Origin of the sequence: Stenotrophomonas sp. Bg11-02 (assembly GCF_002836635.1) — a bacterium.
Lineage (GTDB): Bacteria > Pseudomonadota > Gammaproteobacteria > Xanthomonadales > Xanthomonadaceae > Stenotrophomonas > Stenotrophomonas lacuserhaii.
Genome location: NZ_PJAY01000059.1, coordinates 35,578 through 59,091, shown reverse-complemented (window position 1 = coordinate 59,091; position 23,514 = coordinate 35,578). Strand labels below are relative to the sequence as shown.

The window sequence follows — 23,514 nt, the reverse complement described above, 5'->3', positions numbered from 1 at the left end:
AGCATATAAGAAAAATGCAGGTGATTGCCCGGTTAACAAGGCATCCGGTCAGCCAGCAACCGGCCCACCCCCTTGAACCGCAGCTTCCAGCGACCACCACGAGGGGCTGCGCCGTTCGCTGGCCGACCGGAGGCCTTGATAACGGGGCAATCACCCTCACCCCTTGCGCAGGCCGCACATGCTGGCGCGGCGATGACACGGAGCCCCATGCAATGACTGAAACGACCCAGACCGAAACCCTTGGCTTCCAGACCGAGGTCAAGCAGCTGCTGCAGCTGATGATCCATTCGCTGTACTCGAACAAGGAAATCTTCCTGCGCGAGCTGGTTTCCAATGCCGCCGACGCCGCCGACAAGCTGCGCTTCGAGGCACTGACCCAGCCGGCGCTGCTGGAAGGTGACAACGAGCTGCGCGTGCGGGTCAGCTTCGATGCCGACGCCCACACGGTGACCATCGAAGACAACGGCATCGGCATGAGCCGCGAAGAGGCCATTGCCCACCTCGGCACCATCGCCAAGTCCGGCACCGGCGACTTCCTGCGCCAGCTTTCCGGCGACCAGAAGAAGGATTCGCAACTGATCGGGCAGTTCGGCGTGGGCTTCTACAGCGCCTTCATCGTCGCCGACCAGGTTGATGTGTTCTCCCGCCGTGCCGGCGCACCTGCCGCCGAAGGCGTGCGCTGGTCTTCGCGCGGCGAAGGCGAGTTCGACATCGCTGCGGTGGAAAAGGCCGAGCGCGGTACCCGCATCGTGCTGCACCTGAAGGACGGCGAGCATGACTTCGCCGATGGCTGGCGCCTGCGCAGCATCCTGAAGAAGTATTCGGACCACATCGGCTTGCCGATCCAGATGCCGAAGGAAGCCGCCCCGGCCGAAGGCGAGACCGAAGCACCGGCGCTGGAATGGGAGACCGTCAACCGCGCCAGCGCGCTGTGGACGCGCCCGCGCACCGAGGTCACCGATGCCGAGTACACCGAGTTCTACAAGCACGTAGCGCATGACCACAGCAACCCGCTGGCCTGGAGCCACAACAAGGTCGAAGGCAAGCTGGAATACACCTCGCTGCTGTACGTGCCGGGCCGCGCGCCGTTCGACCTGTACCACCGCGAAGCGCCGAAGGGCCTGAAGCTGTACGTGCAGCGCGTGTTCGTGATGGACCAGGCCGAACAGTTCCTGCCGCTGTACCTGCGCTTCATCAAGGGCGTGGTCGATTCCAACGACCTGTCGCTGAATGTTTCGCGCGAAATCCTGCAGTCCGGCCCGGTCATTGATTCGATGAAATCGGCGCTGACCAAGCGCTCGCTGGACATGCTGGAGAAGCTGTCCAAGGACAAGCCAGAGCAGTACGCCACGTTCTGGAAGGAATTCGGCCAGGTGCTGAAGGAAGGCCCGGCCGAGGACTACAACAACCGCGAAAAGGTCGCCGGCCTGCTGCGTTTCGCCTCCACCCGCGGCGAAGGCGATGCGCAGACGGTGTCACTGTCCGATTACCTGGCCCGCATGGCCGAGGGCCAGGACAAGATCTATTACCTGACCGGCGAGAGCTACACCCAGGTGCGCAACAGCCCGCATCTGGAAGTGTTCCGCAAGAAGGGCATCGAAGTGCTGCTGCTGACCGACCGCATCGACGAGTGGCTGATGGGCTACCTGACCGACTTCGACGGCAAGCGCTTCGTGGATATCGCACGCGGCGACCTGGACCTGGGCGCGCTGGAGAGCGAGGAAGACAAGCAGGCGCAGGAATCGGCAGCCAAGGACAAGCAGGCGCTGGTGGAACGGCTGAAGGCCGCCCTGGGCGATGACGTGGCCGAAGTGCGCGTGTCACACCGCCTGACCGATTCGCCGGCGGTGCTGGCCATCGGCGAGCAGGACCTGGGCCTGCAGATGCGCCAGATCCTGGAAGCGAGCGGGCAGAAGGTGCCCGAGAGCAAGCCGGTGCTGGAGATCAACCCCGGCCATCCGCTGATCGCCAAGCTCGATGCTGAAGCCGATGGCGAGCGCTTCGATGACCTCGGCCGGGTGCTGTTCGACCAGGCCGCGCTGGCCGCCGGTGACAGCCTGAAGGATCCGGGCGCTTACGTTGCGCGCCTGAACAAGCTGCTGCTGGAACTGTCTGCCTGAGCACAGGGCGCATGCCCTGGGTAGTGACGGCCGCTGGTGGGTGACGACCGTTGGTCGTCACGCTCCTGTCGGTTGGTGGGTGACGACCGTTGGTCGTCACGCTCCCGTGGATTGGTGGGTGACGACCGTTGGTCGTCACGCTTCCAGCCGCTGCGCTCGCCGAGCATGGCTCGGCGCTACCCTTGCATTGATCCCCCATCCACACGGGCCCCGACGGGCCCGGTGGTAATCTACCCCCTGATCTAAAGCCGTTAGCCGCCAATGCTCAGTTTCTTCCGCCGCAAAAAAGCCCAGGACGCCTCGCAGGTCGATGCGCCCAAGACCCAGCACTATTCGGCTGAAGAGCTCGCCGCTGCGTTTCCTTCGGCCAGGCCGGTGCAGCCGCCGGAGCCGGTCGTCGCGCCGCTGGTGGAAGCCCCTGCACCCCTCGCAGAAGCAGCGCCGCCGCCGGTTGCCCAACCGCCTGCAGCAGCGCCCGTCGTCGCCCCGGCACCTGCCGCTGCCCCTGCACCTGCCGCACCCGTGGCCACGCCTACGCCGGAACGCGTGCTGGCGCCAGAAGATTTCGAAGCCGAAGCCCTCGCCGCCGCCGCGGTACTGGCGCCGCTGGCCCCGGTTACCCCGGCACCGGCACCGGCCGGCCCCGCCGCCGACCTGCCCGTGCTGGTCGATGCCGAGCCCGCCCCGGCCGGCAAGACCGGTTGGCGCGAGCGCCTGCGCAACAGCACGTTCGCACGCAGCTTCGGTGGTCTGTTCTCGCGTAATCCCAAGCTCGACGATGACCTGCTGGATGAAATCGAGACCGCCCTGATCACCGCGGACGTGGGCGTCACCGCCAGCACGACCCTGGTGGAAAGCCTGCGCAAGCGCATGAAGTCGCGCGAGTTCGCCGATGCCAATGCGCTGCTGGCCGCCCTGCGTGCAGACCTGATCGCCATCCTGAAACCGGTCGCCCAACCGTTGCTGATCGACCGCAACGCAAAGCCGTTCGTGGTGCTCACCGTGGGCGTCAACGGCGTCGGCAAGACCACCACCATCGGCAAGCTGGCCAAGCGCTTCAAGGATGAAGGCCACAGCCTGATGCTGGCCGCCGGCGATACTTTCCGCGCTGCCGCTGTCGCGCAGCTGCAGGCGTGGGGCGACCGCAACGGCGTCACCGTCATTGCCCAGGGCCAGAACGCCGATGCGGCATCGGTGGCCTTCGATGCACTGCAGGCCGGCAAGGCACGTGGCACCTCGGTGCTGATCGCCGATACCGCCGGGCGCCTGCACACCCAGTCCGGCCTGATGAACGAGCTGGGCAAGATCCGCCGCGTGCTCGGCAAGATCGATCCCGGCGCGCCGCATGAAGTACTGATGGTGATCGATGGCACCACCGGCCAGAACGCACTCTCGCAGCTGCGCCAGTTCAACGCGGCGGTGAATGTCACCGGCCTGGTGGTGACCAAGCTGGACGGCACCGCCAAGGGGGGGGTGGTGTTCGCGCTGGCCCAGGAATTCGGCATCCCGATCCGCTTCGCCGGCATCGGCGAGCGCCCCGAAGACCTGCGCGTGTTCGATCCGGAAGCCTTCGTCGACGCGTTGCTGCCCGAAGCTCTCGGCAGTGCCTGAGGCCGCCACCGCGGTTGCGGCCACGCCACCGCAGGCGTCGGCCGCCGGCGGTGATGACCGGTTCGTCGCGCGGCTGCTGCACTGGTTCGACCAGCATGGCCGCCATGACCTGCCCTGGCAGCACCCGCGCACGCCGTACCGGGTGTGGCTGTCGGAGATCATGCTGCAGCAGACCCAGGTCGCTACGGTCATCCCGTACTTCCTCAAGTTCCTGCAGCACCTCCCCACCCTGCCCGACCTCGCCGCGGCCGACAACGATGCGGTAATGGCGCAGTGGGCCGGGCTCGGCTATTACGCCCGCGCACGCAACCTGCATGCCGCCGCCAAGCGCTGCGTGGACGCCCACGGTGGCGAGCTGCCGCGTGATTTCGATGCGCTGCACGCACTGCCGGGTATCGGCCGCAGCACCGCCGGGGCGATCCTCAGCCAGGCCTGGGACGATCCGTTCGCCATCCTGGATGGCAACGTCAAACGCGTGCTGACCCGCTACCACGGCATCGAAGGATTCCCCGGCCTGCCGGCTGTCGAGCGGCCGCTGTGGACGTTGGCCGAAGCGCACGTGGCCCACGTACCAGCCGGACGGATGGCCGATTACACCCAGGCACAGATGGACCTGGGCGCAACGCTGTGCACCCGAAACCGACCAGCCTGCGTGATCTGCCCGCTGCAGGACCACTGCGTGGCGCGCCGCGATGGACGTACCGCCGAACTGCCGACGGCCAAGCCGGGCAAAGTGCTGCCGGAGCGGGAAGCGATGGCCCTGTGGCTGCGCGACGGACACGGGCGCGTGCTGCTGCAGAAGCGCCCGGAGACCGGCATCTGGGCGTCGCTGTGGACCCTGCCGCAGGCCGACAGCGGCATGGCGCTGCAGGCGTGGTTCGATGCGAACGTCGACGGGGCCCTGGAAGATGCCGAGGAACTGCCCGTGCTGCAGCACACCTTCAGTCATTACCGCCTGCACCTGCAGGTACTGCGCACCCGCGTGGAAGGCCTGAAACACGCGCATCCGATGCTGCGCTGGGTGGCAGCCGAGGACCTGCCCGCGCTGGGCCTGCCCGCGCCCATCCGCAAGCTGCTGCAGGCGCGCTGAGCGCACGCACCGGTTGGCGTCGGGGCGTGCTCGGAGGCTCCTGGCCGGGAGCCTGACGATGCCCGACGAAGGCCGCCGAGCGTGGCTCGGCGCTACACTATCGCTTCGAACACGAGTACCTGCCCATGCCCCGCACCATTTTCTGCCAGTACCAGCAAGCCGATGCCGAAGGCCTCGATTTCGTGCCCTACCCCGGCGAGCTCGGCCAGCGCATCTTCGCCAACATCGGCAAGCCTGCCTGGAGCGCCTGGCTGGCCCACCAGACCATGCTGATCAACGAAAACCGGCTGTCACCGCGCGATCCCAAGCACCGCGCGTTCCTGGAGGAAGAACTGGTCAAGTACCTGTTCGCCGGCAATGCGGAAAAGCCGCCGGGTTTCGTGCCCGAAGCCTGATCATTCCTGGCGCCCTTCGATCTGGGCATGCCGAAGCTGCTGCTCTGAAGCGCGCAGCGCCTTGACGTCCAGCGGGCGGATACTGCCGATGTAACACGGCATCTGCGGCCCCGGTCCCGGCCCGCGCACCAGGACTTTGTCCAGCCGCGCCGATACCCGCCCGACCCGGCTGCTCAGCCCGATCGCCTGCGCGTACGGCAGGTCCGGGCACGGCCCGGTGAGCTCCAGCAGGAACGCCTGGCCCGGACGGGTCCAGACCGCCAGTGCGCTGTCGCCCAGCTCGTTCCAGCCGTTCAGGCTGCCCTGGAAAGGCATGTCACTCTGCGGCGCACCGGCGTGGGCGCGGTACAGCGCCAGCCGCTCAACGCTGCTCAATCGCCCGCTGCTGGCACAGGCCGCAAGGCTGCCGCACAGGAAGACAAGGATCAGACGTTTCATGGCAGGATTCCATGGGGATCAAGCCGATGATGCAACCGCGCCCGTGAACCCGGTAGTGACGGCCGCTGGCCGTCACTACCCTCAGACGTTGGCGTGGGCCAATGCGTGCAGCTTGCCTTCGCGCAGTTCCAGCACGCGGTCCAGCTTGCGCGCCAGGCTGCGGTCATGAGTGACCAGTACCAGCGAGGTGTGCCGGGCGCGGTTGAGTTCCAGCATCAGCTCGAATACGGTGCCGGCGGTGCGGTCATCCAGGTTGCCGGTGGGTTCGTCGCCGAGCACGCAGGCCGGCTGGTTGACCAGCGCGCGGGCCACGGCGGCGCGTTGGCGCTCGCCACCGGACAGCTCACCGGGCTTGTGCTGCAGGCGATGGCCCAGGCCGACCGACTCCAGCAACTGCCTGGCGCGGTCATTGGCCGCGGCCACTTCACCACCGCCGAGCAGCACCGGCATCATCACGTTTTCCAGCGCGGTGAACTCCGGCAGCAGGTGGTGGAACTGGTACACGAAGCCCAGCGCGCGATTGCGCAGCAGGCCACGCGCGCCGTCGGACAGCGTGGACATCTGCTGGCCGGTGACGAACACCTCGCCCGCGCTCGGCGTGTCCAGCCCGCCCAGCAGGTGCAGCAGCGTGCTCTTGCCTGCACCGGAGGCACCGATGATGGCCACGGTTTCGCCGGCGCTGACCTGCAGGTCCAGGCCATCGAACACCGGCGTATGCATCCGGCCTTCGGCGTAGGTCTTGCCCAGCGCCTGCGCGCGGATCACTTCCTGCCCGGGGGAGAAAACCTCATTCATAACGCAGCGCCTCCGCGGGCTGGGTGCGGGCGGCGCGCCACGCCGGGTACAGGGTGGCCAGGAAGCTCATCAGCAGCGCCACCACGGTGATCACCACGATGTCGGCGGTCTGCATGTCGGTCGGCAGGCCGGTGATGTAATACACGTCTTCCGGCAGCAGCTTGACGTTGAACACTGCCTCGATGGCGCCGAGGATGCGTTCCAGGTTGAGGGTCAGGGTGATGCCGCCGATCACGCCGGCGACGGTGCCGATGATGCCGATCAGCGAACCCTGCACCATGAACACCCCCATCACCCCGCCTGGGGTCAGCCCCAGCGTGCGCAGGATGGCGATGTCGGCCTGCTTGTCGGTCACCAGCATCACCTGCGAGGACACCAGGTTGAAGGCGCCCATCGCGATGATCAGCGACAGCAGGATGCCCATCACCACTTTTTCCATGCGCAGCGAGTGGTACAGGTTGGCGTTCTGCTGGGTCCAGTCACTGACCCGGTAGGCACCGCCCAGGCGCTGCGCCAGATCCACCCCGACGGTAAGCGCCTGGTCCATGTCATGCAGCTTCAGGCGCACGCCGGTGGCGCCGTCGATGCGCAGCACACGCTCCAGGTCCTTCATGTTGGCGAACGCCACGCCGCGGTCGATCTCGTTGTAGCCGGCTTCGAAGATGCCGCTGACGGTGAAGCGCTTCATGCGCGGGATCGCGCCCATCGGCGTGCCCTGCACTTCGGCCAGCGTTGCCACCACCTGGTCACCGACGCCCACGCCCAGCCAGGTCGCCAGCTCCTGGCCGAGGATGATGTTGTAACTGCCCTGCGTGAGGCTGTCGAAGCGGCCCTTCTTCATTTTCTCGGCAACCACGGAGACCTTCGGCTCCATCGCCGGGTCCACGCCCTGCACCACCGCGCCCTGCACGCGGGGGCCGCTGATCATGGCCTGGATCTCGATGTACGGCGCGGCACCGGCCACGCGCGGATCCTGGTAGGCCACGTCCACGGCGCGCTGCCAGTCGCTCATCGGCTCGCCGTCGCGGGTGATGGTGGTGTGCGCGGACATCTGCAGCAGGCGGTCGCGGATTTCCTTCTGGAAACCACTCATCACCGCCAGCGTGGTGATCAGTACCGTCACGCCCAGCGCGATGCCCAGGATCGATGCCATCGAAATGAAGGAGATGAAGCCGTTGCGGCGCTTGGCCCGCAGGTAGCGCAGGCCGATGGACACGGGAATGGGTTTGAACATGCAGGTGCGCCAGTAGATTCAGCATATGGTGCCACCTACGGCGGCTTACGGGAAACCTGCCGTGCACGGACGGCCAGACGCAGTTCACGTCGTTGGCCGGGAGACAGCACATCCGGCCAGAAGAGCAGCACGCCGCGCCTTTTCCCCGGGCCCTGCCAGCGCAGCTGCAGCCATGGGCCGCGCACGTGCAGCGCGGGATCTTCCAGTTCCATTCCGTCCAGCAGCAGGGGGCGAGGTGCGTCCTGCAACCACAGCACGCGACAAGGCGCACCCAGCCGCCGCCACAGCAGCACCGCCTGCACCAACCAGCACAGCAGCACGACCGGCGGCTGCAGCCGCACCGGCATCCCACTGGCACCGATCAACCACGGTGCGGCCAGCAATACCATCGCCTCGGCCACGGCCTGCAGCCGCGACGGGCGCCATTCAAGCCTTGAGGGTGCGGATCCGGTCGAGCAAGGGGACGGCGTGTGCATGCGGGCAGGCCTCGTAACCCATGAACCACCGCCACAACTTATCGTCCTCGCAATCGAGCAGGAACAGGAAAACCTCCCGCTCTTCGGCCGGGGCCGCAGCCCACTCGCGGTCGAGGTAATGCTCGAACAGCTGGTCCAGCTCACGCATGCCGCGGCGGCAACGCCAGCGCAGCTTCTTCAACAGGATCGCTTCGTCCATCGTCATTCCCGGATAACGCAACGCCGAGCAGGGCTCGGCGTCGCGGGGTACTTCACGGCAACCGCACCACTCAGGCGCGGCGGGCCATCATCAGCTTCTTGATCTCGGCGATCGCCAGCGCCGGGTTCAGGCCCTTCGGGCAGGTCCGTGCGCAGTTCATGATGGTGTGGCAGCGGTACAGCTTGAACGGATCTTCCAGATCGTCCAGGCGCGCACCGGTGTCCTCATCACGCGAATCGATGATCCAGCGGTAGGCCTGCAGCAGGATCGCCGGGCCCAGGTAGCGCTCGCCATTCCACCAGTAGCTCGGGCAGCTGGTGGAGCAGCATGCGCACAGGATGCACTCGTACAGTCCGTCCAGCTTCTTGCGGTCTTCCGGCGACTGCAGGCGCTCGCGGTCCGGCGGTGCCGGGGTCTGCGTGCGGATCCACGGCTTGATCGACGCGTACTGCGCGTAGAAGTGGGTCAGGTCCGGCACCAGGTCCTTGACCACGCTCATGTGCGGCAGCGGGTAGATTGGCACTTCAGCCTTGCCGCAGTCGGCGATGGCGCGGGTGCAGGCCAGCGTATTGGTGCCGTCGATGTTCATCGCGCACGAACCGCAGATGCCCTCGCGGCACGAACGACGGAAGGTCAGCGTCGGATCGATCTCGTTCTTGATCTTGATCAGCGCGTCCAGGACCATCGGACCACACGCGTCGAGGTCGATCTCATACGTATCGGTACGCGGGTTGCTGTCGTCGTCCGGACTCCAGCGGTAGACCTTGAAGGTCCGCAGGTTCTTCGCGCCGCTGGCGGCGGGGAAGTGCTTGCCCTTCGTGATCTTTGAATTCTTCGGCAGGGAAAACTCGGCCATGGCTGCTCTCGTTGGCTCAGGCGGCCCGCGCCGTCAAGGCGCGGATTGCATGGTAGGCGGGGGTCGCGATCAGTACACGCGCGGCTTCGGCGGCACCACGTCGACCTCGTCGGTCAGCGTGTACATGTGCACCGGACGGTAATCGAAGCTGCACTTGCCCTTGTCGTCGACCTTGACCAGCGTGTGCTTGTGCCAGTTGACGTCGTCGCGGTCCGGGAAGTCTTCGTGCGCGTGCGCACCGCGGCTTTCCTTGCGCTGCTCGGCCGAGTTGATCGTGGCCACTGCATTGAGCAGCAGGTTGTTCAGCTCGTAGGTTTCGATCAGGTCGGAATTCCAGACCAGCGAGCGATCGCTGACCTTGACGTCCTGGAACGAATCGAAGATACCCGCCATCTTCTCGCAGCCTTCCTTCAGCGTCTGGCTGGTGCGGAACACGGCGGCATCGGCCTGCATGGTGCGCTGCATGTTGTCGCGGATCACCGAGGTCGGCGTATCGCCCTTGGCGTAACGCAGCTTGTCCAGCAGGCCCAGTGCCTTGTCGCAGGCATCGGCCGGCAGCGGCTTGTGCGTAGCGCCCGGCTTGATCGTCTCGGCGCAGCGGTTGGCCACCGCGCGACCGAACACCACCAGGTCCAGCAGCGAATTGGAACCCAGGCGGTTGGCGCCATGCACCGACACGCAGGCCGCTTCGCCGATGGCGTACAGGCCCGGGATCACCGCATCGGGGTTGTCGCCGTCGATGCGCACCACTTCGCCATGGAAGTTGGTCGGGATGCCGCCCATGTTGTAGTGCACGGTCGGGATGACCGGGATCGGCTGCTTGTGCACGTCCACGCCGGCGAAGATGCGCGCGCTTTCGGCGATACCCGGCAGCTTGTCGTCGATCACGCCCGGGCCGAGGTGGGTCAGGTCGAGCAGGATGTGGTCCTTGTGCTCGCCGACGCCGCGACCTTCGCGGATTTCCACGGTCATCGAACGCGCGACCACGTCACGCGACGCCAGGTCCTTGTAGTGCGGTGCGTAACGCTCCATGAAGCGCTCGCCGCTGCTGTTGCGCAGGATGCCGCCTTCGCCGCGCACGCCTTCGGTGATCAGGCAGCCCGCGCCGTAGATGCCGGTCGGGTGGAACTGCACGAACTCCATGTCCTGCATCGCGATGCCCGCGCGCATGGCCAGGCCGCCGCCGTCACCGGTGCAGGTGTGGGCCGAGGTGGCGCTGAAGTACGCACGGCCGTAGCCGCCGGTGGCCAGCACCACGCCCTGGGCGCGGAACAGGTGCAGCGAACCTTCGGCCATGTCGATGGCCAGCACGCCGCGGCAGGTCCCGTCTTCGTCGAAGATCAGGTCCAGTGCGAAGTACTCGATCATGAAGCGCGCATCGTGCTTCAACGACTGCTGGTACAGCGTGTGCAGCATGGCGTGGCCGGTACGGTCGGCCGCCGCGCAGGTGCGCTGCGCCGCCGGGCCTTCGCCGTACTTGGTGGTCATGCCACCGAACGGGCGCTGGTAGATCTTGCCCTCTTCGGTACGGCTGAACGGCACGCCGTAGTGTTCCAGCTCGATGATCGCCGGGATCGCCTCGCGGCACATGTACTCGATGGCGTCCTGGTCACCCAGCCAATCCGAGCCCTTGATCGTGTCGTAGAAGTGGTAGCGCCAGTCGTCCTCGCCCATGTTGCCGAGCGCGGCGGAGATGCCACCCTGGGCGGCAACGGTGTGCGAACGGGTCGGGAAGACCTTGGTCAGGCACACGGTCTGCAGGCCCTTGGCAGCCAGTCCGAAGGTCGCGCGCAGGCCGGCACCGCCGGCGCCCACCACGACCATGTCGTACTTGTGTTCGGTGATCTTGTAAGCGGACATCTACTCTGTATTCCTGTCTTGGTGCCTGGGTTCAGGCCGCGCCGAGCGCGATGCGGACCACAGCGAACACACTGACGATGGCACCGAGCACGGCGATGAACTTCACCGTGGTCTGCAGCGCGACGGCCAGCAGCGAATTATGGATGTAGTCCTCAAGGACCACCTGCAGGCCGATCTGGGCATGCCAGAACATGGCCACCAGGAACCCGACCACCAGGATCCCATTCCACGGCTTGGCGACAGCGGCCATGGCGGTCGCATGGTCGTCGCCCATCAGGCCGACCACGAACACCAGGAACCAGATCGACAGCACGACCAGCGCGGTGGCGGTCAGGCGCTGGTTGACGAAGTGTTCGGTGCCGGTCTTGGCGGCACCCAGGCCTCGCACGTTCTTCAGCGGGGTGCGGAAACGGCTCATGCGGCACCTCCGGCAAGCAGCACGTAGCCGAACACCAGGGCGGTGATCAGCAGCGAGCCGATCACCGAAATCCACGCGCTGCGCACGAACGAGGGAATGCTCATGCCGATGGCGAAGTCCTGGCACATGTGGCGGATGCCGTTGAGCAGGTGGTAGGCGAAGGCCCAGGTCCATCCGAACAGGATGAGCTGGCCGTACCAGGCACCGGCGTGGTCGGTGAAACAGGTCCAGGACGCGGGACCCATCATCAGGGCGAGCAGGCCGCCGGCAATGATCAGGGCGCCCACCGACAGGATGATGCCGGTGGCTCGATGCAGGATCGAGGCAACCATCTGGATCTGCCAGCGGTACACCTGCAGGTGCGGGGATAGGGGACGTTCTCTGCTCGCCATTCGCTGGGCTCGTTGTCTCGGCTGGGCGGCACAATGCCGCGTTGGCTCAATGCTGGATCAGAAATCGATGCAGCGTCCGTTTTTCTCCCAATCACCGTAGCGCACCGGATCAAGTCCGCCGCGTCCACCGTATTCCTTCTGCTCGGCAGGCATGCCTTCGGGCGCGGGCGCCGTCGGATCCAGCGGGGCTTCAGTTTCGGTGTCGGGAGTGGGGGTTGTTTGGCCTATCATCAGGATTCTCGCAACGCACAAATTCTAGACCTCGTTCACGTGCCTGACAACCTTTCCCCTGATTTAGTTGCATATGCCCTGCTGGACGACCGCCAGCTGGTCTCCCTTGCCGGCCCCGATGCGGTGACGTTCGCGCAGGCGCAGTTCTCCAGCGATGTGGCCGCGTTGAGCGATTCGCATTGGCACTGGAGTGCGTGGTTGACCGCCAAAGGCCGCACGATCGCGGTGTTTCAGCTCATCCGGCTCAGCTCCGACGCGCTCCTGCTGGTCTTCGCTGACGGCGATGCAGATGCGATTGCTTCGCAGTTGCAGCGTTTTGTGTTCCGTCGGAAGGTGAAGATCACGCGCCGCGACGATCTCCGGGTGCGGGCTGCTTTCGCTGCACCGCAGGCCGCGGTCGGCTCAGCCGTGGCCGGTTCGCTGGAAGAAATGCTTGAACTGGACCTTGGCGGAGCGGATCTGCTGCGGGTGATGCGCATCACCCCGACGGTCGCCGGCATCAAGACGGCGGACGCCGATGCGGTGTTGACCGCCGCGTGGCGCCAGGCCGACCTGCGGCTGGGCCTGCCCCGCCTGGTGGCGAGCCAGCGCGAACACTGGACCCCGCAGCAGCTGGGACTGGATCGGCTGAACGGTTACAGCGTCCGCAAGGGCTGCTACCCCGGCCAGGAAATCGTCGCGCGCACGCATTTCCTGGGCAAGGCCAAGCGGGCATTGCAGCTGCTGCAGCTGTCGGCGCCCGCAGAGCCCGGCGCCAGCGTGGAGCAGGACGGCAGCGTGCTGGGCAGCATCGCCAGCGTGGCCGATCGGCTGGCACTGGCGGTGCTGCCGCTGGAAACCAGCGATGGGGCGCTCAGCGTGGGCGGCGAACCGGCGCAGCGGTTGCCGCTGCACGATGGTTTGGCGCGCTGACCGCGCTTGTAGTGACGACCTTGGTCGGCGCCTTTTCCCGGTGAAGAGCGTGACGACCAACGGTCGTCACCCACCACGGCCGTCACTGACCGGAATCAGGCGCCCAGGCGTTCGCCGGTTTCCGCATCGAAGAAATGCAGCGCATTGGGCTGCACGGCCAGCTTCAGCGTCTCACCCACTGCCGGCAGCGCACGCGGCGCCACCCGCATGGTCAGCGCATGCTGGCCGCTGACCAGGTTCACGAAGATTTCGTTGCCTACCGGCTCGATGCCTTCGATGCGCGCATCGAAGGTCCATTCGGCACCGATGTCGGCCGGCTGCAGGTGCTCCGGGCGCACGCCCACCGCGATCGGCTTGTCCAGCCAGCGCGGATCGATGGTCGCCTGGCCCAGCGGCGCCGTCCAGTCGCCATCGCGCACCACCACACCGGCCGCACTGCCCTGCAGGGTGCCACGCAGCACGTTCATCGCCGGGCTGCCGAGGAAGCCCGCCACGAACAGGTTGGCCGGACGGTCATACAGCTCCATCGGCGTGTCGATCTGCTGGATCACGCCGTCCTTCAGCACCACGATACGCTGGCCCAGGGTCATCGCTTCGACCTGGTCATGGGTCACGTAGATCATCGTGGTGCCCAGCTTGCGGTGCAGCTGTGCGATCTCGGTGCGCACGCTGTGGCGCAGCTTGGCATCCAGGTTGGACAGCGGTTCGTCCAGCAGGAACACCGCCGGCTCGCGCACCAGTGCACGGCCCAGCGCCACGCGCTGGCGCTGACCACCGGACATCGCCTTGGGCAGCTTGTCCATCATGTCGGTCAGGCCAAGCGTCTGCGCCGCTTCACTGATGCGCTTGTCGATGGTGGCCTTGTCATGGCCGCGCAGCTTCAGCCCGAAGGCCAGGTTTTCGGCCACGGTCATGTGCGGGTACAGCGCGTAGCTCTGGAACACCATGGCGATGTCACGGTCTTTGGGCGCCACGTCGTTGACCACGCGCTCGCCGATGGTCAGCGTACCGCCACTGATTTCTTCCAGGCCTGCGATCATCCGCAGCAGGGTCGACTTGCCGCAGCCCGACGGGCCGACCAATACCATCAGCTCGCCATCGGCGACCTCGAAGGTAGCGTCCTTAACCGCGACCTGGCCGTTGTCGTAGACCTTGCGCACACCCTGCAACTGCACTTTTGCCATTTCACTCTTCCAGTCCGCCCGTCACCGGGGCTGTTGCACGTGGACTGCCTTCGGCCCTCCCGACGGCAGTGTTTTTGCCTCAGTGCCGCATGACGGCGCCAATGCAATCGAATACAGTTGCACATTCTGCCATGTAAACGTTTTCACGTGGCAGTATCCCTAGGTCGGAACGCATCATCTGCGTCACGATGTACGGACAGTACCCCGCCCGCCCGTGGCGGGTCGTATCGGCAGACGCCGGATGGCCCGTTGCAGCAGGCGGACAAAGCAATGCCAAACCTTCCCCGGAACCCAGCCAGGCAGCGATTGACAACGATGTCACCCGGATCTGAAACTCGAGCGATGCACGATACCCTCTTCCTGTTCGGCGCCACTGGCGATCTGGCCCAGCGCTATCTCTTCCCTTCACTGCTGCGCCTGCTTGGCGACGGCCTGTTGCCGGAAGACTTCAAGGTCCGCGCCCTGGCGCTCTCACCGCATGACACCGCGGCGTTCCGGGACATCCTGCGCCCGCGCCTGCAGCAGGCCATGCCACTGGCCAGCGCCGAGGACATCGCCTCGCTGCTGCAGCGCATCGACTACCGTTCGGTGGACCTGCGCAACGCCGATTCGGTGGCCGAAGCGGTGTCCGACCTGGTCGACCGCCGCTGTGTCAGCTACCTGGCCATTCCGCCGGGCCTGTACATCTCCACCTGCGAAGGCCTGGCCAAGGGCGGCGCGCTGGCGGCACCGCACCGGCTGATGCTGGAAAAGCCGATCGGCAGCGACAGCGAAAGTGCCGAGCAGATCATCGCCACCATCGGCCAGTGGATCGACGAAGACCGCGTGTTCCGCCTGGACCATTACCTGGGCAAGGCGGCGGTGCAGAACCTGATCGCACTGCGCTTCGGCAATACGCTGCTGGAAGCGGTGTGGAACCGCAACTACATCGAATCGGTGCACATCCTGGTGTCCGAGAGCGAAGGCGTGGACGGCCGCGATGCGTACTACGCACGCTCCGGCGCACTGCGCGACATGGTGCAGAGCCATATCCTGCAGTTGCTGTGCCTGGTGGCGATGGAGCCGCCGGCATCGCTGGAAGCCGATCGCATCCGCGATGAGAAGGTCAAGGTGCTGCGCTCGCTGCGTCCGCTCGATGCCAGGCACGCCGCGCGTGACAGCGTCCGTGGCCGCTATACCGCCGGCACCATCGACGGCCAGCCGGCCCAGGCCTACCAGCCGCCGGAAGGCAGCGACGTGGAGACCTTCGCCGGCGTCACCGCGCATATCGACAACTGGCGCTGGAGCGGCGTGCCGTTCCACCTGGTCACCGGCAAACGCCTGCCCGAGCGCACCAGCCGCGTGGTGGTGACGCTCAAGCCGGTCACCCACTGGCTGTTCGAGCGCCCGCACCGTGGCCAGGCCACGCCGAACCGACTGGTGTTCCAGCTGCAGCCACAGGAAAACATCGAACTGGGCCTGATGAGCAGCCTGGCCGGCCCGGAATGGGGCGCGCTGGAACTGCAGCCGCTGGAACTGGAGCTGTCCGTGCCGACCGGCCTGCACCGCCGCATCGCCTATGAACGCCTGTTCCTGGATGCCTTCAACGGCAACCATGCGCTGTTCGTACGCGATGACGAAGTGCGCGCGGCCTGGCAGTGGATCGACAGCGTGGCCGATGCCTGGAAGGACGCCGCGCTGCCGCTGCAACCCTACCCCGCCGGTTCGTGGGGCCCGGACGCCGCGGCCGGCTTCCTGCCCGGCGATGTCGATGGCAGCACGGCCGGGGACAAGGCATGACGGTGCTGGCGCAGCCGATCCTGGTCGCCGACATCGGCGGCACCAACGCGCGCTTCGCGCTGGCGGACACGGCGCATGACACGCCCCTGCTGGAAGACAGCATCCGCGAATTCCCGGTGGTGGACTTCCCTTCGCTCGGTGATGCCGCCCGCCACTACCTGCAGGAAGTGGGCGCCGAAGCCAGCCGCGGTGTGTTCGCGGTGGCCGGCCGGGTGGACGGCGATGAAGCCCGCATCACCAATCATCCCTGGGTGATTTCGCGCAGCCGCACCGCCGCCATGCTCGGTTTTACCGAGCTGCACCTGATCAACGATTTCGCTGCCCAGGCGATGGCCATTTCGCTGCTGCAGCCCAAGGATGTGGTGCAGATCGGTGGCGCCAGCTGGAGCCCGCGACGCAGCGGTGCGCCGGCCAACTACGGCGTCATCGGCCCGGGCACCGGGCTGGGCGTCGGCGGGCTGGTGATCCGCCATGACCGCTGCTTCCCGCTGGAAACCGAGGGCGGCCATGTCAGCTTCCCGCCGGGCACGCCGGAAGAAATCCGCATCCTGGAAATCCTCTCGGAAACCTTTGGCCGGGTCTCCAACGAACGCCTGATCTGCGGCCCCGGCCTGGTCAACATCCATCGCGCCGTATGCGAGATGGCGGGTTTCGACCCGGGCCACCTGAAGCCGGCTGACGTCACCGCACGCGCCGGCGCGGGTGATCCGCAGGCGATGCGCGCGGTGGACCTGTTCTGCGCGATCTTCGGCGCCATCGCCGGCGATCTGGTGCTGATCCAGGGGGCATGGGACGGCGTATTCCTGACCGGCGGCCTGGTGCCGCGCATGCTGGAATCGCTGCAGCATTCCGGTTTCCGCCAGCGCTTCGAACACAAGGGGCGCTTCTCTTCGATCATGGGCCGGGTTCCGTCGCTGGCGGTGATCCATCCCAATCCGGGCCTGCTGGGTGCGGCGGCGTACGCCGTCGATGCCGAGTGCGCCGTCGCTGGAGCTGCTGCCTGATGCCTACCCCGTTCTCTTCCGATCGCGTCGAGTTCATCGCCCACCGCGAGGCCGACGGCTGGATCGAAGCGGTCGCCGCCGACATGGCGAAGATCCTCGACCGCGACATCGCCGAACACGGCCGCGCGCGCATGCTGCTGTCCGGCGGCACTACGCCGGCACCGGTGTACCAGGCACTGGCCGAACTGGACGTGCATTGGGACCGCGTGGAAGTGAGCCTGGCCGATGAGCGCTGGCTGTCGCCGCAGGATCGCGACAGCAACGCCCACCTGGTCCGCGAAAGCTTCCTGCAACGCGCCGAAGGGGCTCATTTCGATCCGCTGGTGCGCATCGGCAAGCCGTTGCCGGAGTGCGTCTATACCGCCAACCTGCAGGCGCAGTACAGCCTGCCACCCAGCCTGGTGGCGCTGGGCATGGGCAATGACGGGCATACCTGCTCGCTGTTCCCGGGCTCGCGCGACCTGCAACGCGCGCTGGAAAGCACCCTGCCCTATGCCGCACTGGACGCGACCGGTTGCCCCGGCTCGAACCAGTGGCCGCTGCGCATCACGCTGACCCCGCACGGCCTGCGCGCCTGCCGCCAGCGCCTGCTGCTGCTGCGTGGCAAGCAGAAACTGGAAGTCCTGCAGCACGCACTGGACAGCAACGATGTCCAGCAGTACCCGATCCTCGCCGCCATCGACCAGCCCGGCCCGCGCCTGCGCGTGCACTGGGCCGACTGATCCGACGTTCCCTCTCGCCACCTCTTCCACGCTGGTAGCCAATGAGTCTGCATCCGCAACTGCACGCCATCACCGAGCGCATCGTGCGCCGCAGCGCCGCTTCGCGCGCCGCTTACCTGGCCGGCATCGACGCCGCCCTGCGCGATGGCCCGTTCCGCAGCCGCCTGAGCTGCGGCAACCTTGCCCACGGGTTCGCCGCCTGCGGTGGCACCGACAAGGGCCGCCTGCGTGGCGGGGTGACGCCGAACCTCGGCATCATCACCTCCTACAACGACATGTTGTCGGCGCACCAACCGTTCGAGACCTATCCCGAGCAGATCCGTGAGATCGCCCGCGAATGGGGCGCGACCGCGCAGGTGGCCGGCGGCGTGCCGGCGATGTGCGACGGCGTGACCCAGGGCCGCGGCGGCATGGAGCTGTCGCTGTTCTCGCGCGATGTCATCGCCCAGTCCACCGCCATCGGGCTCAGCCACGACATGTTCGATGCGGCGATCTACCTCGGCGTGTGCGACAAGATCGTGCCGGGCCTGCTGATCGGCGCGCTGGCCTTCGGCCACCTGCCCTCGGTGTTCGTGCCGGCCGGCCCGATGACGCCGGGTATTCCGAACAAGCAGAAGGCCGAAGTGCGCGAGCGCTATGCCGCCGGCGAAGCCACCCGCGAGGAACTGCTGGAAGCCGAAGCGGCCTCCTACCACGGCGCCGGCACCTGTACGTTCTACGGCACGGCCAACTCCAACCAGGTGCTGCTGGAAGCGATGGGCGTGCAGCTGCCGGGTGCCTCGTTCGTCAACCCCGAGCAGACCCTGCGCGGCGCCCTGACCCGCGAAGCGACCGTGCGTGCGCTGGAAATGACCGCGCTGGGCGATGACTACCGCCCCATCGGGCGGATCATCGACGAGCGCGCGATCATCAACGCGATCGTCGCCTTGATGGCCACCGGCGGTTCGACCAACCACACCATCCACTGGATCGCGGTGGCCCGCGCCGCCGGCATCGTGGTGACCTGGGACGACATGGACCAGCTGTCCCAGCTGATCCCGCTGCTGACCCGCGTGTATCCCAATGGCGAGGCCGACGTGAACCGCTTCGCGGCCGCAGGCGGCCCCGCCTTCGTGTTCGGCGAGCTGATCCGCGCCGGGCTGATGCACGGCGACATCGTCACCGTGGCACGCGGTGGCATGGCCGACTACGCGCGCGAGCCACGCCTGCAGGACGGCCAGGTGGTCTGGGTGGACGGCATCATCCGCAGTGCCGATGAAGACGTCGCGCGCGGCGTGGACAATCCCTTCGAAAGCCAGGGCGGCCTGCGCCTGCTGCGCGGCAACCTCGGTCGTTCGCTGATCAAGCTGTCGGCGGTGAAGCCGCAGTACCGCAGCATCGAGGCCCCTGCGGTGGTCGTGGATGCGCCGCAGGTGCTGAACAAGCTGCATGCCGCCGGCCTGCTGCCGCAGGACTTCGTGGCCGTGGTGCGTTACCAGGGGCCGCGCGCCAACGGCATGCCGGAACTGCATTCACTGGCACCGTTGCTGGGCCTGCTGCAGAACCAGGGCCGGCGCGTGGCGCTGGTGACCGATGGGCGCCTGTCCGGCGCGTCGGGCAAGATTCCCGCGGCGATCCACATGACCCCGGAAGCGGCGCGTGGCGGCCCCTTGGGCAAGCTGCGCGAGGGCGACATCATCCGCCTGGATGGTGAGGCCGGCACACTGGAAGTTCTGGTCGACGAGGCCGAATGGGCGGCGCGCACGCATGCGCCGAACACCGCGCCGGCAGCCAATGATCTGGGACGCAATCTGTTCGCGGTCAACCGCCTGGTGGTGGGACCGGCCGACCAGGGCGCGATCTCGATTTCGTGCGGGCCGGCGGCCGCCGATGGCAGTGCGTGGGATTACGATGCGGAATATGAGCTGGGGCATGATGCCGCGGCGGCGGATGCGCCACATGAGGCGAAGGACGCCTGAGGCGCATTGCGCGGCGGGTTGGTCGGCTGTCGGTGGCGGTGGGAATGCCGCCGCCAGGACCCGCCGTGAACCCATCCATGGGGCTTGCACTCGCGCGTCGTGCGCGAGAGCGGTCCCGGCGGCGGCATTCCCACCGCCACCTCGGACACATGTCGGCGCATCCACGCGTCGCAGACAAATAAAAAGGAAAAGCAGGGCATGAGCATTCAGCAGCATCAGGTGCGGGCGGCGGAATTGTTGACGGCGGCGGGGATCCTGCCGGTGGTGACGGTGCATACGCTGGATCAGGCGCGGGCGGTCAGTGCGGCGCTGCTGGAAGGCGGCCTGCCGGCCATCGAGCTGACCCTGCGTACGCCGGTGGCGATGGACGCGCTGGCGATGTTGAAGCGCGAGCTGCCGGGCGTGGTGGTCGGTGCCGGCACGGTGCTGACGGTGGAGCAGATGCAGCAGTCCATCGATGCCGGCGCGGATTTCCTGGTCACTCCGGGCACTCCGGCGCACATGGCCGAAGCGCTCGCCGCTGCGCCGCTGCCGGTGGTTCCCGGGGCGGCGTCACCGACCGAACTGCTGGCGCTCTACGCGCGCGGTTTCCGGGTCTGCAAGCTGTTCCCGGCGACCGCCGTGGGTGGGCTGGCGATGATCAAGGGCCTGGCCGGACCGGTGCCGGACCTGAAGCTGTGCCCGACCGGTGGCATTACCGAAGACAGCGCCGCAGAGTATCTGGAGCAGAAGAACGTGGTCTGCATCGGCGGTTCGTGGATGGTGCCGGGCAACTGGATCGCCGACGGGGCGTGGGACAAGGTGCGCGATGCCGCCGCCGGTGCGGCGAAGATCGTGGCGCGGGTGCGCGGTCGCTGAGCAAGAGCGTGACGACCAACGGTCGTCACCCACCACGACCAACGGTCGTCACCCACCAGGACCCGTGGTCGTCACCCACCACCCGTCGCGGTTACATAGGGCGTGCGGGGTCCACCAGGCCGTACTGGCTGGCCATGCGGGCCAGTGCGATGTTGTCGTGGATTCCCATCTTTTCGAACAGGCGCGCCTTGTGCGTGTTGATGGTCTTGGCGCTCAGGCTGAGCCGGCGCGCGATGTCTTCCTGGCGCAGCCCCTGGGTCAGCAGCAGGGCCACCTCCAGTTCGCGCGGCGACAGGCTGTCGAACGGCGAGGCACTGCCTTCCACCGTGGACAGGGCCAGGTTCTGCGCGATGTTGCTGCCCAGGTAACGCCGCCCAAGTGACGCATCGCGAACCGCGCGCAGCAGTTCCTGCGCGTTGCAGCCTTTGCTGATGTAGCCCGATGCACCGGCTTCCAGCAGGCGCTTGGGCATCGGCCCGTCTTCCAGCACCGACACGATGACGACCCGCGTGGCCTCCTGGCCGCGCACGATCCGTTCGGTGACTTCCAGCCCGCTGACGCCCGGCAGGTGGAGATCGCACAGCACCACGTCCGGCTTCAGTTGCCGGATCTCGCGCAGCGCATCTTCGCCGCACTCTGCCTCGCCGATGACCTCCATATCGGTTTCGCCGGACAGGATCATCTTCATCCCGGTGCGGACCAACGCGTGGTCGTCCACCAGATAGACACGAATCGTCATGCATCTTCCCCTTTCACTACCGCTTCCGACTTCCACGGTAGGTACCGGGAAGACGTCCCACAAGCGCAGTTCCCGACACCTTGTTCCGAATTGCGGCGGGAATCACATTGCCCCGGCTCTGGCATTCCGGGGACCGCCATGATTGGTCCTTTGAGATCAATATAGCCTACTAACGGCCCAATCTTTATGATTCATTCACGCCACGGGAACATCTGCGCCTCCGCGCCAAGGCCGGCGCTGGCGGAACATCACCAGGTAACACCCCACCACCCAGACCAGCGCAGCGCACCAGCCGGCCAGGATGTCGGAAGGGTAATGCACGCCCAGGTAGACCCGGGAAACGCTGACCAGCACCGCGAACAGCGGCGCCAGCACGACAACCGGCCAGCGCCAGCGGGTGTTCCAGGCCAGCAGCACGGCCACGCAGGCGAAGGTCATCGACCCCATCGCGTGGCCACTGGGGAAGCTGTAGGTCGATTCCGGCGCGATCGATTCCCACAGGCTCGGCCGGTCACGCTGGAAGAACTGCTTGCTGCCCATGTTCAGCAGCGCCGAGCCGACGAAGCCGATGGCGGCAAAGGCGGCTTCACGCCATCGTTTGAACCACAACAGCGCCGCCACGATGACCACATCGGCCGGGATCAGGAACCACTCGTAGCCGAGCCGGGTGATGATCACCACCATCTGGTCCAGTACCGGCCCGTGCCAGCCATGCAGGCGCCACAACAACGGCGCGTCGAAATGGAAAGCCTCGAACTCGTGTACTTCATCGGCAAGCTCGACGAACACCGCCAGCGGCAACAGCACGCCGGCGAACAACAGCACGAACCGCCAGGCATTGCGCGAGAGCCAGTGCCGGACGCCGGCAGCCTGTTCCTCCGAGCCGGACGTCATCCCCGACTTACCCGGCGCTTCGGACATAGTTCTGTTCGACGTAGTCGTCTATCAGCTTGACGAAATCCTGGGCGATGTTCTCGCCGCGCAGGGTGATCTTCTTCTCGCCATCGACGAACACCGGCGCGGCGGGTGCCTCCCCAGTACCCGGCAGCGAAATGCCGATGTTGGCGTGACGCGACTCACCCGGCCCGTTGACGATGCAGCCCATCACGGCCAACGTCATGTTCTCCGCCCCGGGATGTTCGATCTTCCACAGCGGCATGCGTTCGCGTACGTGGTTCTGAACCACTTTCGCCAGCTCCTGGAAGAACTCGGAGGTGGTGCGGCCACAGCCCGGGCAGGCGGTGACCAGCGGGGTGAACGCACGCTGCCCGGTGGTCTGCAGCAGCTCCTGGGCGACGATCACTTCCTGGGTCCGCGACTGGCCCGGTTCGGGCGTGAGCGAGATCCGGATGGTGTCACCGATGCCTTCCTGCATCAGCACCGCCAGCGCCGCCGCCGAGGCGACAATGCCCTTGCTGCCGATGCCGGCTTCGGTCAAGCCCAGGTGCAGGGCGAAGTCCGAACGCTGGGCAAGATCACGGTACACCGCGATCAGCTCCTGCACGCCACTGACCTTCGCCGAGAGCACGATGCGATCGCGTGGCAGGCCGAGTTCGACCGCGGTTTCGGCCGAATCCAGCGCAGACCGGATCAATGCTTCGCGCAGCACGCGGCCGGCATCCCACGGTTGATCGCGCTGGGTGTTCTCATCCATCAACCGGGCCGCCAGCGACTGGTCCAGCGAGCCCCAGTTGGCACCGATGCGTACCGGCTTGCCGTAGCGGATCGCGAACTCGATCAGCTGCGCGAACTGCAGGTCTTTCTTCTTGCCGAAGCCGACGTTGCCCGGATTGATACGGTACTTGGCCAGGGCCTCGGCACAGGCCGGCTCGGCGCTCAGCAGCTGGTGGCCGTTGTAATGGAAGTCACCGATCAGCGGCACCTCGATGCCCATCATCGCCAGCTTGTCGACGATGCGCGGAATGGCCGCGGCGGACTCGGGGTTGTTGACGGTCAGGCGCACCATTTCCGAACCGGCCCGCCACAACTCGGCGACCTGCTTGACGCTGGACGCCACGTCGGCGGTATCGGTGTTGGTCATCGACTGCACCACCACCGGCTTGCCACCGCCCACCACCACGCCGCCGATGCGGACAGGCTGGGTCAGTCGGCGCGGCCAGGAGGTGGGCTCGGCGGGCGGTGTCGGTCGGGAAACGGCGTCATGCATCGCAATATTCTAGCGCTGCTGCGCGACCGTCGGGTGACTCCCATTCAGCCGCGGTGGCATGTGCGGCCGATTGTCG

General features: G+C 66.7%; 24 protein-coding genes. 10 read left to right on the top strand and 14 right to left on the bottom strand.

Annotation, left to right across the window (positions count from 1 at the left end):
* Positions 1 to 212 precede the first annotated feature (212 nt).
* The 4 genes from htpG to CXG43_RS10210 all read left to right on the top strand — a co-directional run bounded on the left by htpG (position 213) and on the right by CXG43_RS10210 (position 5,216).
* Positions 213 to 2,120, top strand: a complete 1,908-nt coding sequence (htpG, locus tag CXG43_RS10225; protein ID WP_101099870.1) for a molecular chaperone HtpG — start codon at positions 213 to 215, stop codon at positions 2,118 to 2,120.
* 261 nt (positions 2,121 to 2,381) lie between these two features.
* Entirely contained in the window at positions 2,382 to 3,731 is a 1,350-nt protein-coding gene (gene ftsY / locus CXG43_RS10220; protein ID WP_101099869.1) for a signal recognition particle-docking protein FtsY, read from the top strand.
* A gap of 73 nt (positions 3,732 to 3,804) precedes the next feature.
* Positions 3,805 to 4,821 (top strand): A/G-specific adenine glycosylase, encoded by a 1,017-nt coding sequence (gene mutY, locus CXG43_RS10215; protein WP_232767728.1) that lies wholly within the window; start codon positions 3,805 to 3,807, stop codon positions 4,819 to 4,821.
* A gap of 125 nt (positions 4,822 to 4,946) precedes the next feature.
* Positions 4,947 to 5,216, top strand: a complete 270-nt coding sequence (locus CXG43_RS10210; protein ID WP_042614005.1) for an oxidative damage protection protein — start codon at positions 4,947 to 4,949, stop codon at positions 5,214 to 5,216.
* Here the strand turns inward: CXG43_RS10210 and CXG43_RS10205 are convergent, their stop codons facing one another.
* From CXG43_RS10205 to CXG43_RS19440, 10 genes are all read right to left on the bottom strand, one after another.
* Positions 5,217 to 5,654 carry a DUF6491 family protein gene (locus CXG43_RS10205; RefSeq protein ID WP_101099867.1) on the bottom strand — a complete coding sequence of 146 codons (438 nt, stop codon included), beginning with the start codon at positions 5,652 to 5,654 and terminating at the stop codon, positions 5,217 to 5,219.
* Positions 5,655 to 5,735: 81 nt separating this feature from the next.
* Entirely contained in the window at positions 5,736 to 6,449 is a 714-nt protein-coding gene (lolD, locus tag CXG43_RS10200) for a lipoprotein-releasing ABC transporter ATP-binding protein LolD (protein ID WP_101099866.1), read from the bottom strand.
* Complete coding sequence (locus tag CXG43_RS10195) at positions 6,442 to 7,683, bottom strand: lipoprotein-releasing ABC transporter permease subunit (RefSeq protein ID WP_101099865.1); 1,242 nt, start codon at positions 7,681 to 7,683, stop codon at positions 6,442 to 6,444. The genes lolD and CXG43_RS10195 overlap by 8 nt, the downstream gene beginning before the upstream one ends.
* 35 nt (positions 7,684 to 7,718) lie before the next feature.
* Positions 7,719 to 8,084, bottom strand: coding sequence for a hypothetical protein (locus tag CXG43_RS10190; RefSeq protein ID WP_332870934.1), 366 nt, complete (start codon positions 8,082 to 8,084; stop codon positions 7,719 to 7,721).
* Between the two features lie 25 nt (positions 8,085 to 8,109).
* Entirely contained in the window at positions 8,110 to 8,358 is a 249-nt protein-coding gene (locus CXG43_RS10185; RefSeq protein WP_101099873.1) for a succinate dehydrogenase assembly factor 2, read from the bottom strand.
* A 70-nt stretch (positions 8,359 to 8,428) separates the two neighbouring features.
* The gene (locus CXG43_RS10180) at positions 8,429 to 9,214 is read right to left on the bottom strand and encodes a succinate dehydrogenase iron-sulfur subunit (RefSeq protein ID WP_101099863.1); all 786 of its coding nucleotides are present in this window, start codon (positions 9,212 to 9,214) and stop codon (positions 8,429 to 8,431) included.
* A gap of 69 nt (positions 9,215 to 9,283) precedes the next feature.
* Complete coding sequence (gene sdhA / locus CXG43_RS10175; protein WP_042614012.1) at positions 9,284 to 11,074, bottom strand: succinate dehydrogenase flavoprotein subunit; 1,791 nt, start codon at positions 11,072 to 11,074, stop codon at positions 9,284 to 9,286.
* A 31-nt stretch (positions 11,075 to 11,105) separates the two neighbouring features.
* Entirely contained in the window at positions 11,106 to 11,492 is a 387-nt protein-coding gene (gene sdhD, locus CXG43_RS10170; protein ID WP_101099862.1) for a succinate dehydrogenase, hydrophobic membrane anchor protein, read from the bottom strand.
* Positions 11,489 to 11,884 (bottom strand): succinate dehydrogenase, cytochrome b556 subunit, encoded by a 396-nt coding sequence (gene sdhC, locus CXG43_RS10165; protein ID WP_042614014.1) that lies wholly within the window; start codon positions 11,882 to 11,884, stop codon positions 11,489 to 11,491. Before sdhC ends, sdhD begins: the two co-directional genes overlap by 4 nt.
* A gap of 57 nt (positions 11,885 to 11,941) precedes the next feature.
* The gene (locus CXG43_RS19440; RefSeq protein WP_080335156.1) at positions 11,942 to 12,115 is read right to left on the bottom strand and encodes a DUF1674 domain-containing protein; all 174 of its coding nucleotides are present in this window, start codon (positions 12,113 to 12,115) and stop codon (positions 11,942 to 11,944) included.
* Positions 12,116 to 12,154: 39 nt separating this feature from the next.
* Between CXG43_RS19440 and CXG43_RS10155 the strand changes: the two genes are divergently transcribed.
* Positions 12,155 to 13,027: a folate-binding protein YgfZ gene (locus CXG43_RS10155; protein ID WP_101099861.1), complete on the top strand. Its 873-nt coding sequence runs from the start codon at positions 12,155 to 12,157 to the stop codon at positions 13,025 to 13,027.
* Positions 13,028 to 13,122: 95 nt separating this feature from the next.
* On the opposite strand, the gene ugpC is transcribed toward CXG43_RS10155, so the two are convergent.
* Positions 13,123 to 14,211: a sn-glycerol-3-phosphate ABC transporter ATP-binding protein UgpC gene (gene ugpC / locus CXG43_RS10150; protein ID WP_101099860.1), complete on the bottom strand. Its 1,089-nt coding sequence runs from the start codon at positions 14,209 to 14,211 to the stop codon at positions 13,123 to 13,125.
* 342 nt (positions 14,212 to 14,553) lie between these two features.
* Between ugpC and zwf the strand changes: the two genes are divergently transcribed.
* The 5 genes from zwf to eda all read left to right on the top strand — a co-directional run bounded on the left by zwf (position 14,554) and on the right by eda (position 20,532).
* Positions 14,554 to 15,990, top strand: coding sequence for a glucose-6-phosphate dehydrogenase (gene zwf / locus CXG43_RS10145; RefSeq protein WP_101099859.1), 1,437 nt, complete (start codon positions 14,554 to 14,556; stop codon positions 15,988 to 15,990).
* The gene (gene glk / locus CXG43_RS10140; protein ID WP_101099858.1) at positions 15,987 to 16,994 is read left to right on the top strand and encodes a glucokinase; all 1,008 of its coding nucleotides are present in this window, start codon (positions 15,987 to 15,989) and stop codon (positions 16,992 to 16,994) included. Before zwf ends, glk begins: the two co-directional genes overlap by 4 nt.
* The gene (gene pgl, locus CXG43_RS10135; protein ID WP_101099857.1) at positions 16,994 to 17,716 is read left to right on the top strand and encodes a 6-phosphogluconolactonase; all 723 of its coding nucleotides are present in this window, start codon (positions 16,994 to 16,996) and stop codon (positions 17,714 to 17,716) included. Before glk ends, pgl begins: the two co-directional genes overlap by 1 nt.
* A gap of 41 nt (positions 17,717 to 17,757) precedes the next feature.
* Positions 17,758 to 19,674 (top strand): phosphogluconate dehydratase, encoded by a 1,917-nt coding sequence (gene edd / locus CXG43_RS10130; RefSeq protein WP_101099856.1) that lies wholly within the window; start codon positions 17,758 to 17,760, stop codon positions 19,672 to 19,674.
* A gap of 198 nt (positions 19,675 to 19,872) precedes the next feature.
* The gene (eda, locus tag CXG43_RS10125; RefSeq protein WP_101099855.1) at positions 19,873 to 20,532 is read left to right on the top strand and encodes a bifunctional 4-hydroxy-2-oxoglutarate aldolase/2-dehydro-3-deoxy-phosphogluconate aldolase; all 660 of its coding nucleotides are present in this window, start codon (positions 19,873 to 19,875) and stop codon (positions 20,530 to 20,532) included.
* Between the two features lie 91 nt (positions 20,533 to 20,623).
* Here eda and CXG43_RS10120 read toward each other — a convergent pair whose 3' ends face one another.
* The 3 genes from CXG43_RS10120 to ispG all read right to left on the bottom strand — a co-directional run bounded on the left by CXG43_RS10120 (position 20,624) and on the right by ispG (position 23,438).
* Entirely contained in the window at positions 20,624 to 21,271 is a 648-nt protein-coding gene (locus tag CXG43_RS10120; protein WP_042614023.1) for a response regulator, read from the bottom strand.
* 195 nt (positions 21,272 to 21,466) lie between these two features.
* The gene (locus CXG43_RS10115) at positions 21,467 to 22,192 is read right to left on the bottom strand and encodes a phosphatase PAP2 family protein (protein WP_101099854.1); all 726 of its coding nucleotides are present in this window, start codon (positions 22,190 to 22,192) and stop codon (positions 21,467 to 21,469) included.
* Complete coding sequence (gene ispG, locus CXG43_RS10110; protein ID WP_101099853.1) at positions 22,173 to 23,438, bottom strand: flavodoxin-dependent (E)-4-hydroxy-3-methylbut-2-enyl-diphosphate synthase; 1,266 nt, start codon at positions 23,436 to 23,438, stop codon at positions 22,173 to 22,175. The genes CXG43_RS10115 and ispG overlap by 20 nt, the downstream gene beginning before the upstream one ends.
* Positions 23,439 to 23,514: the final 76 nt, after the last annotated feature.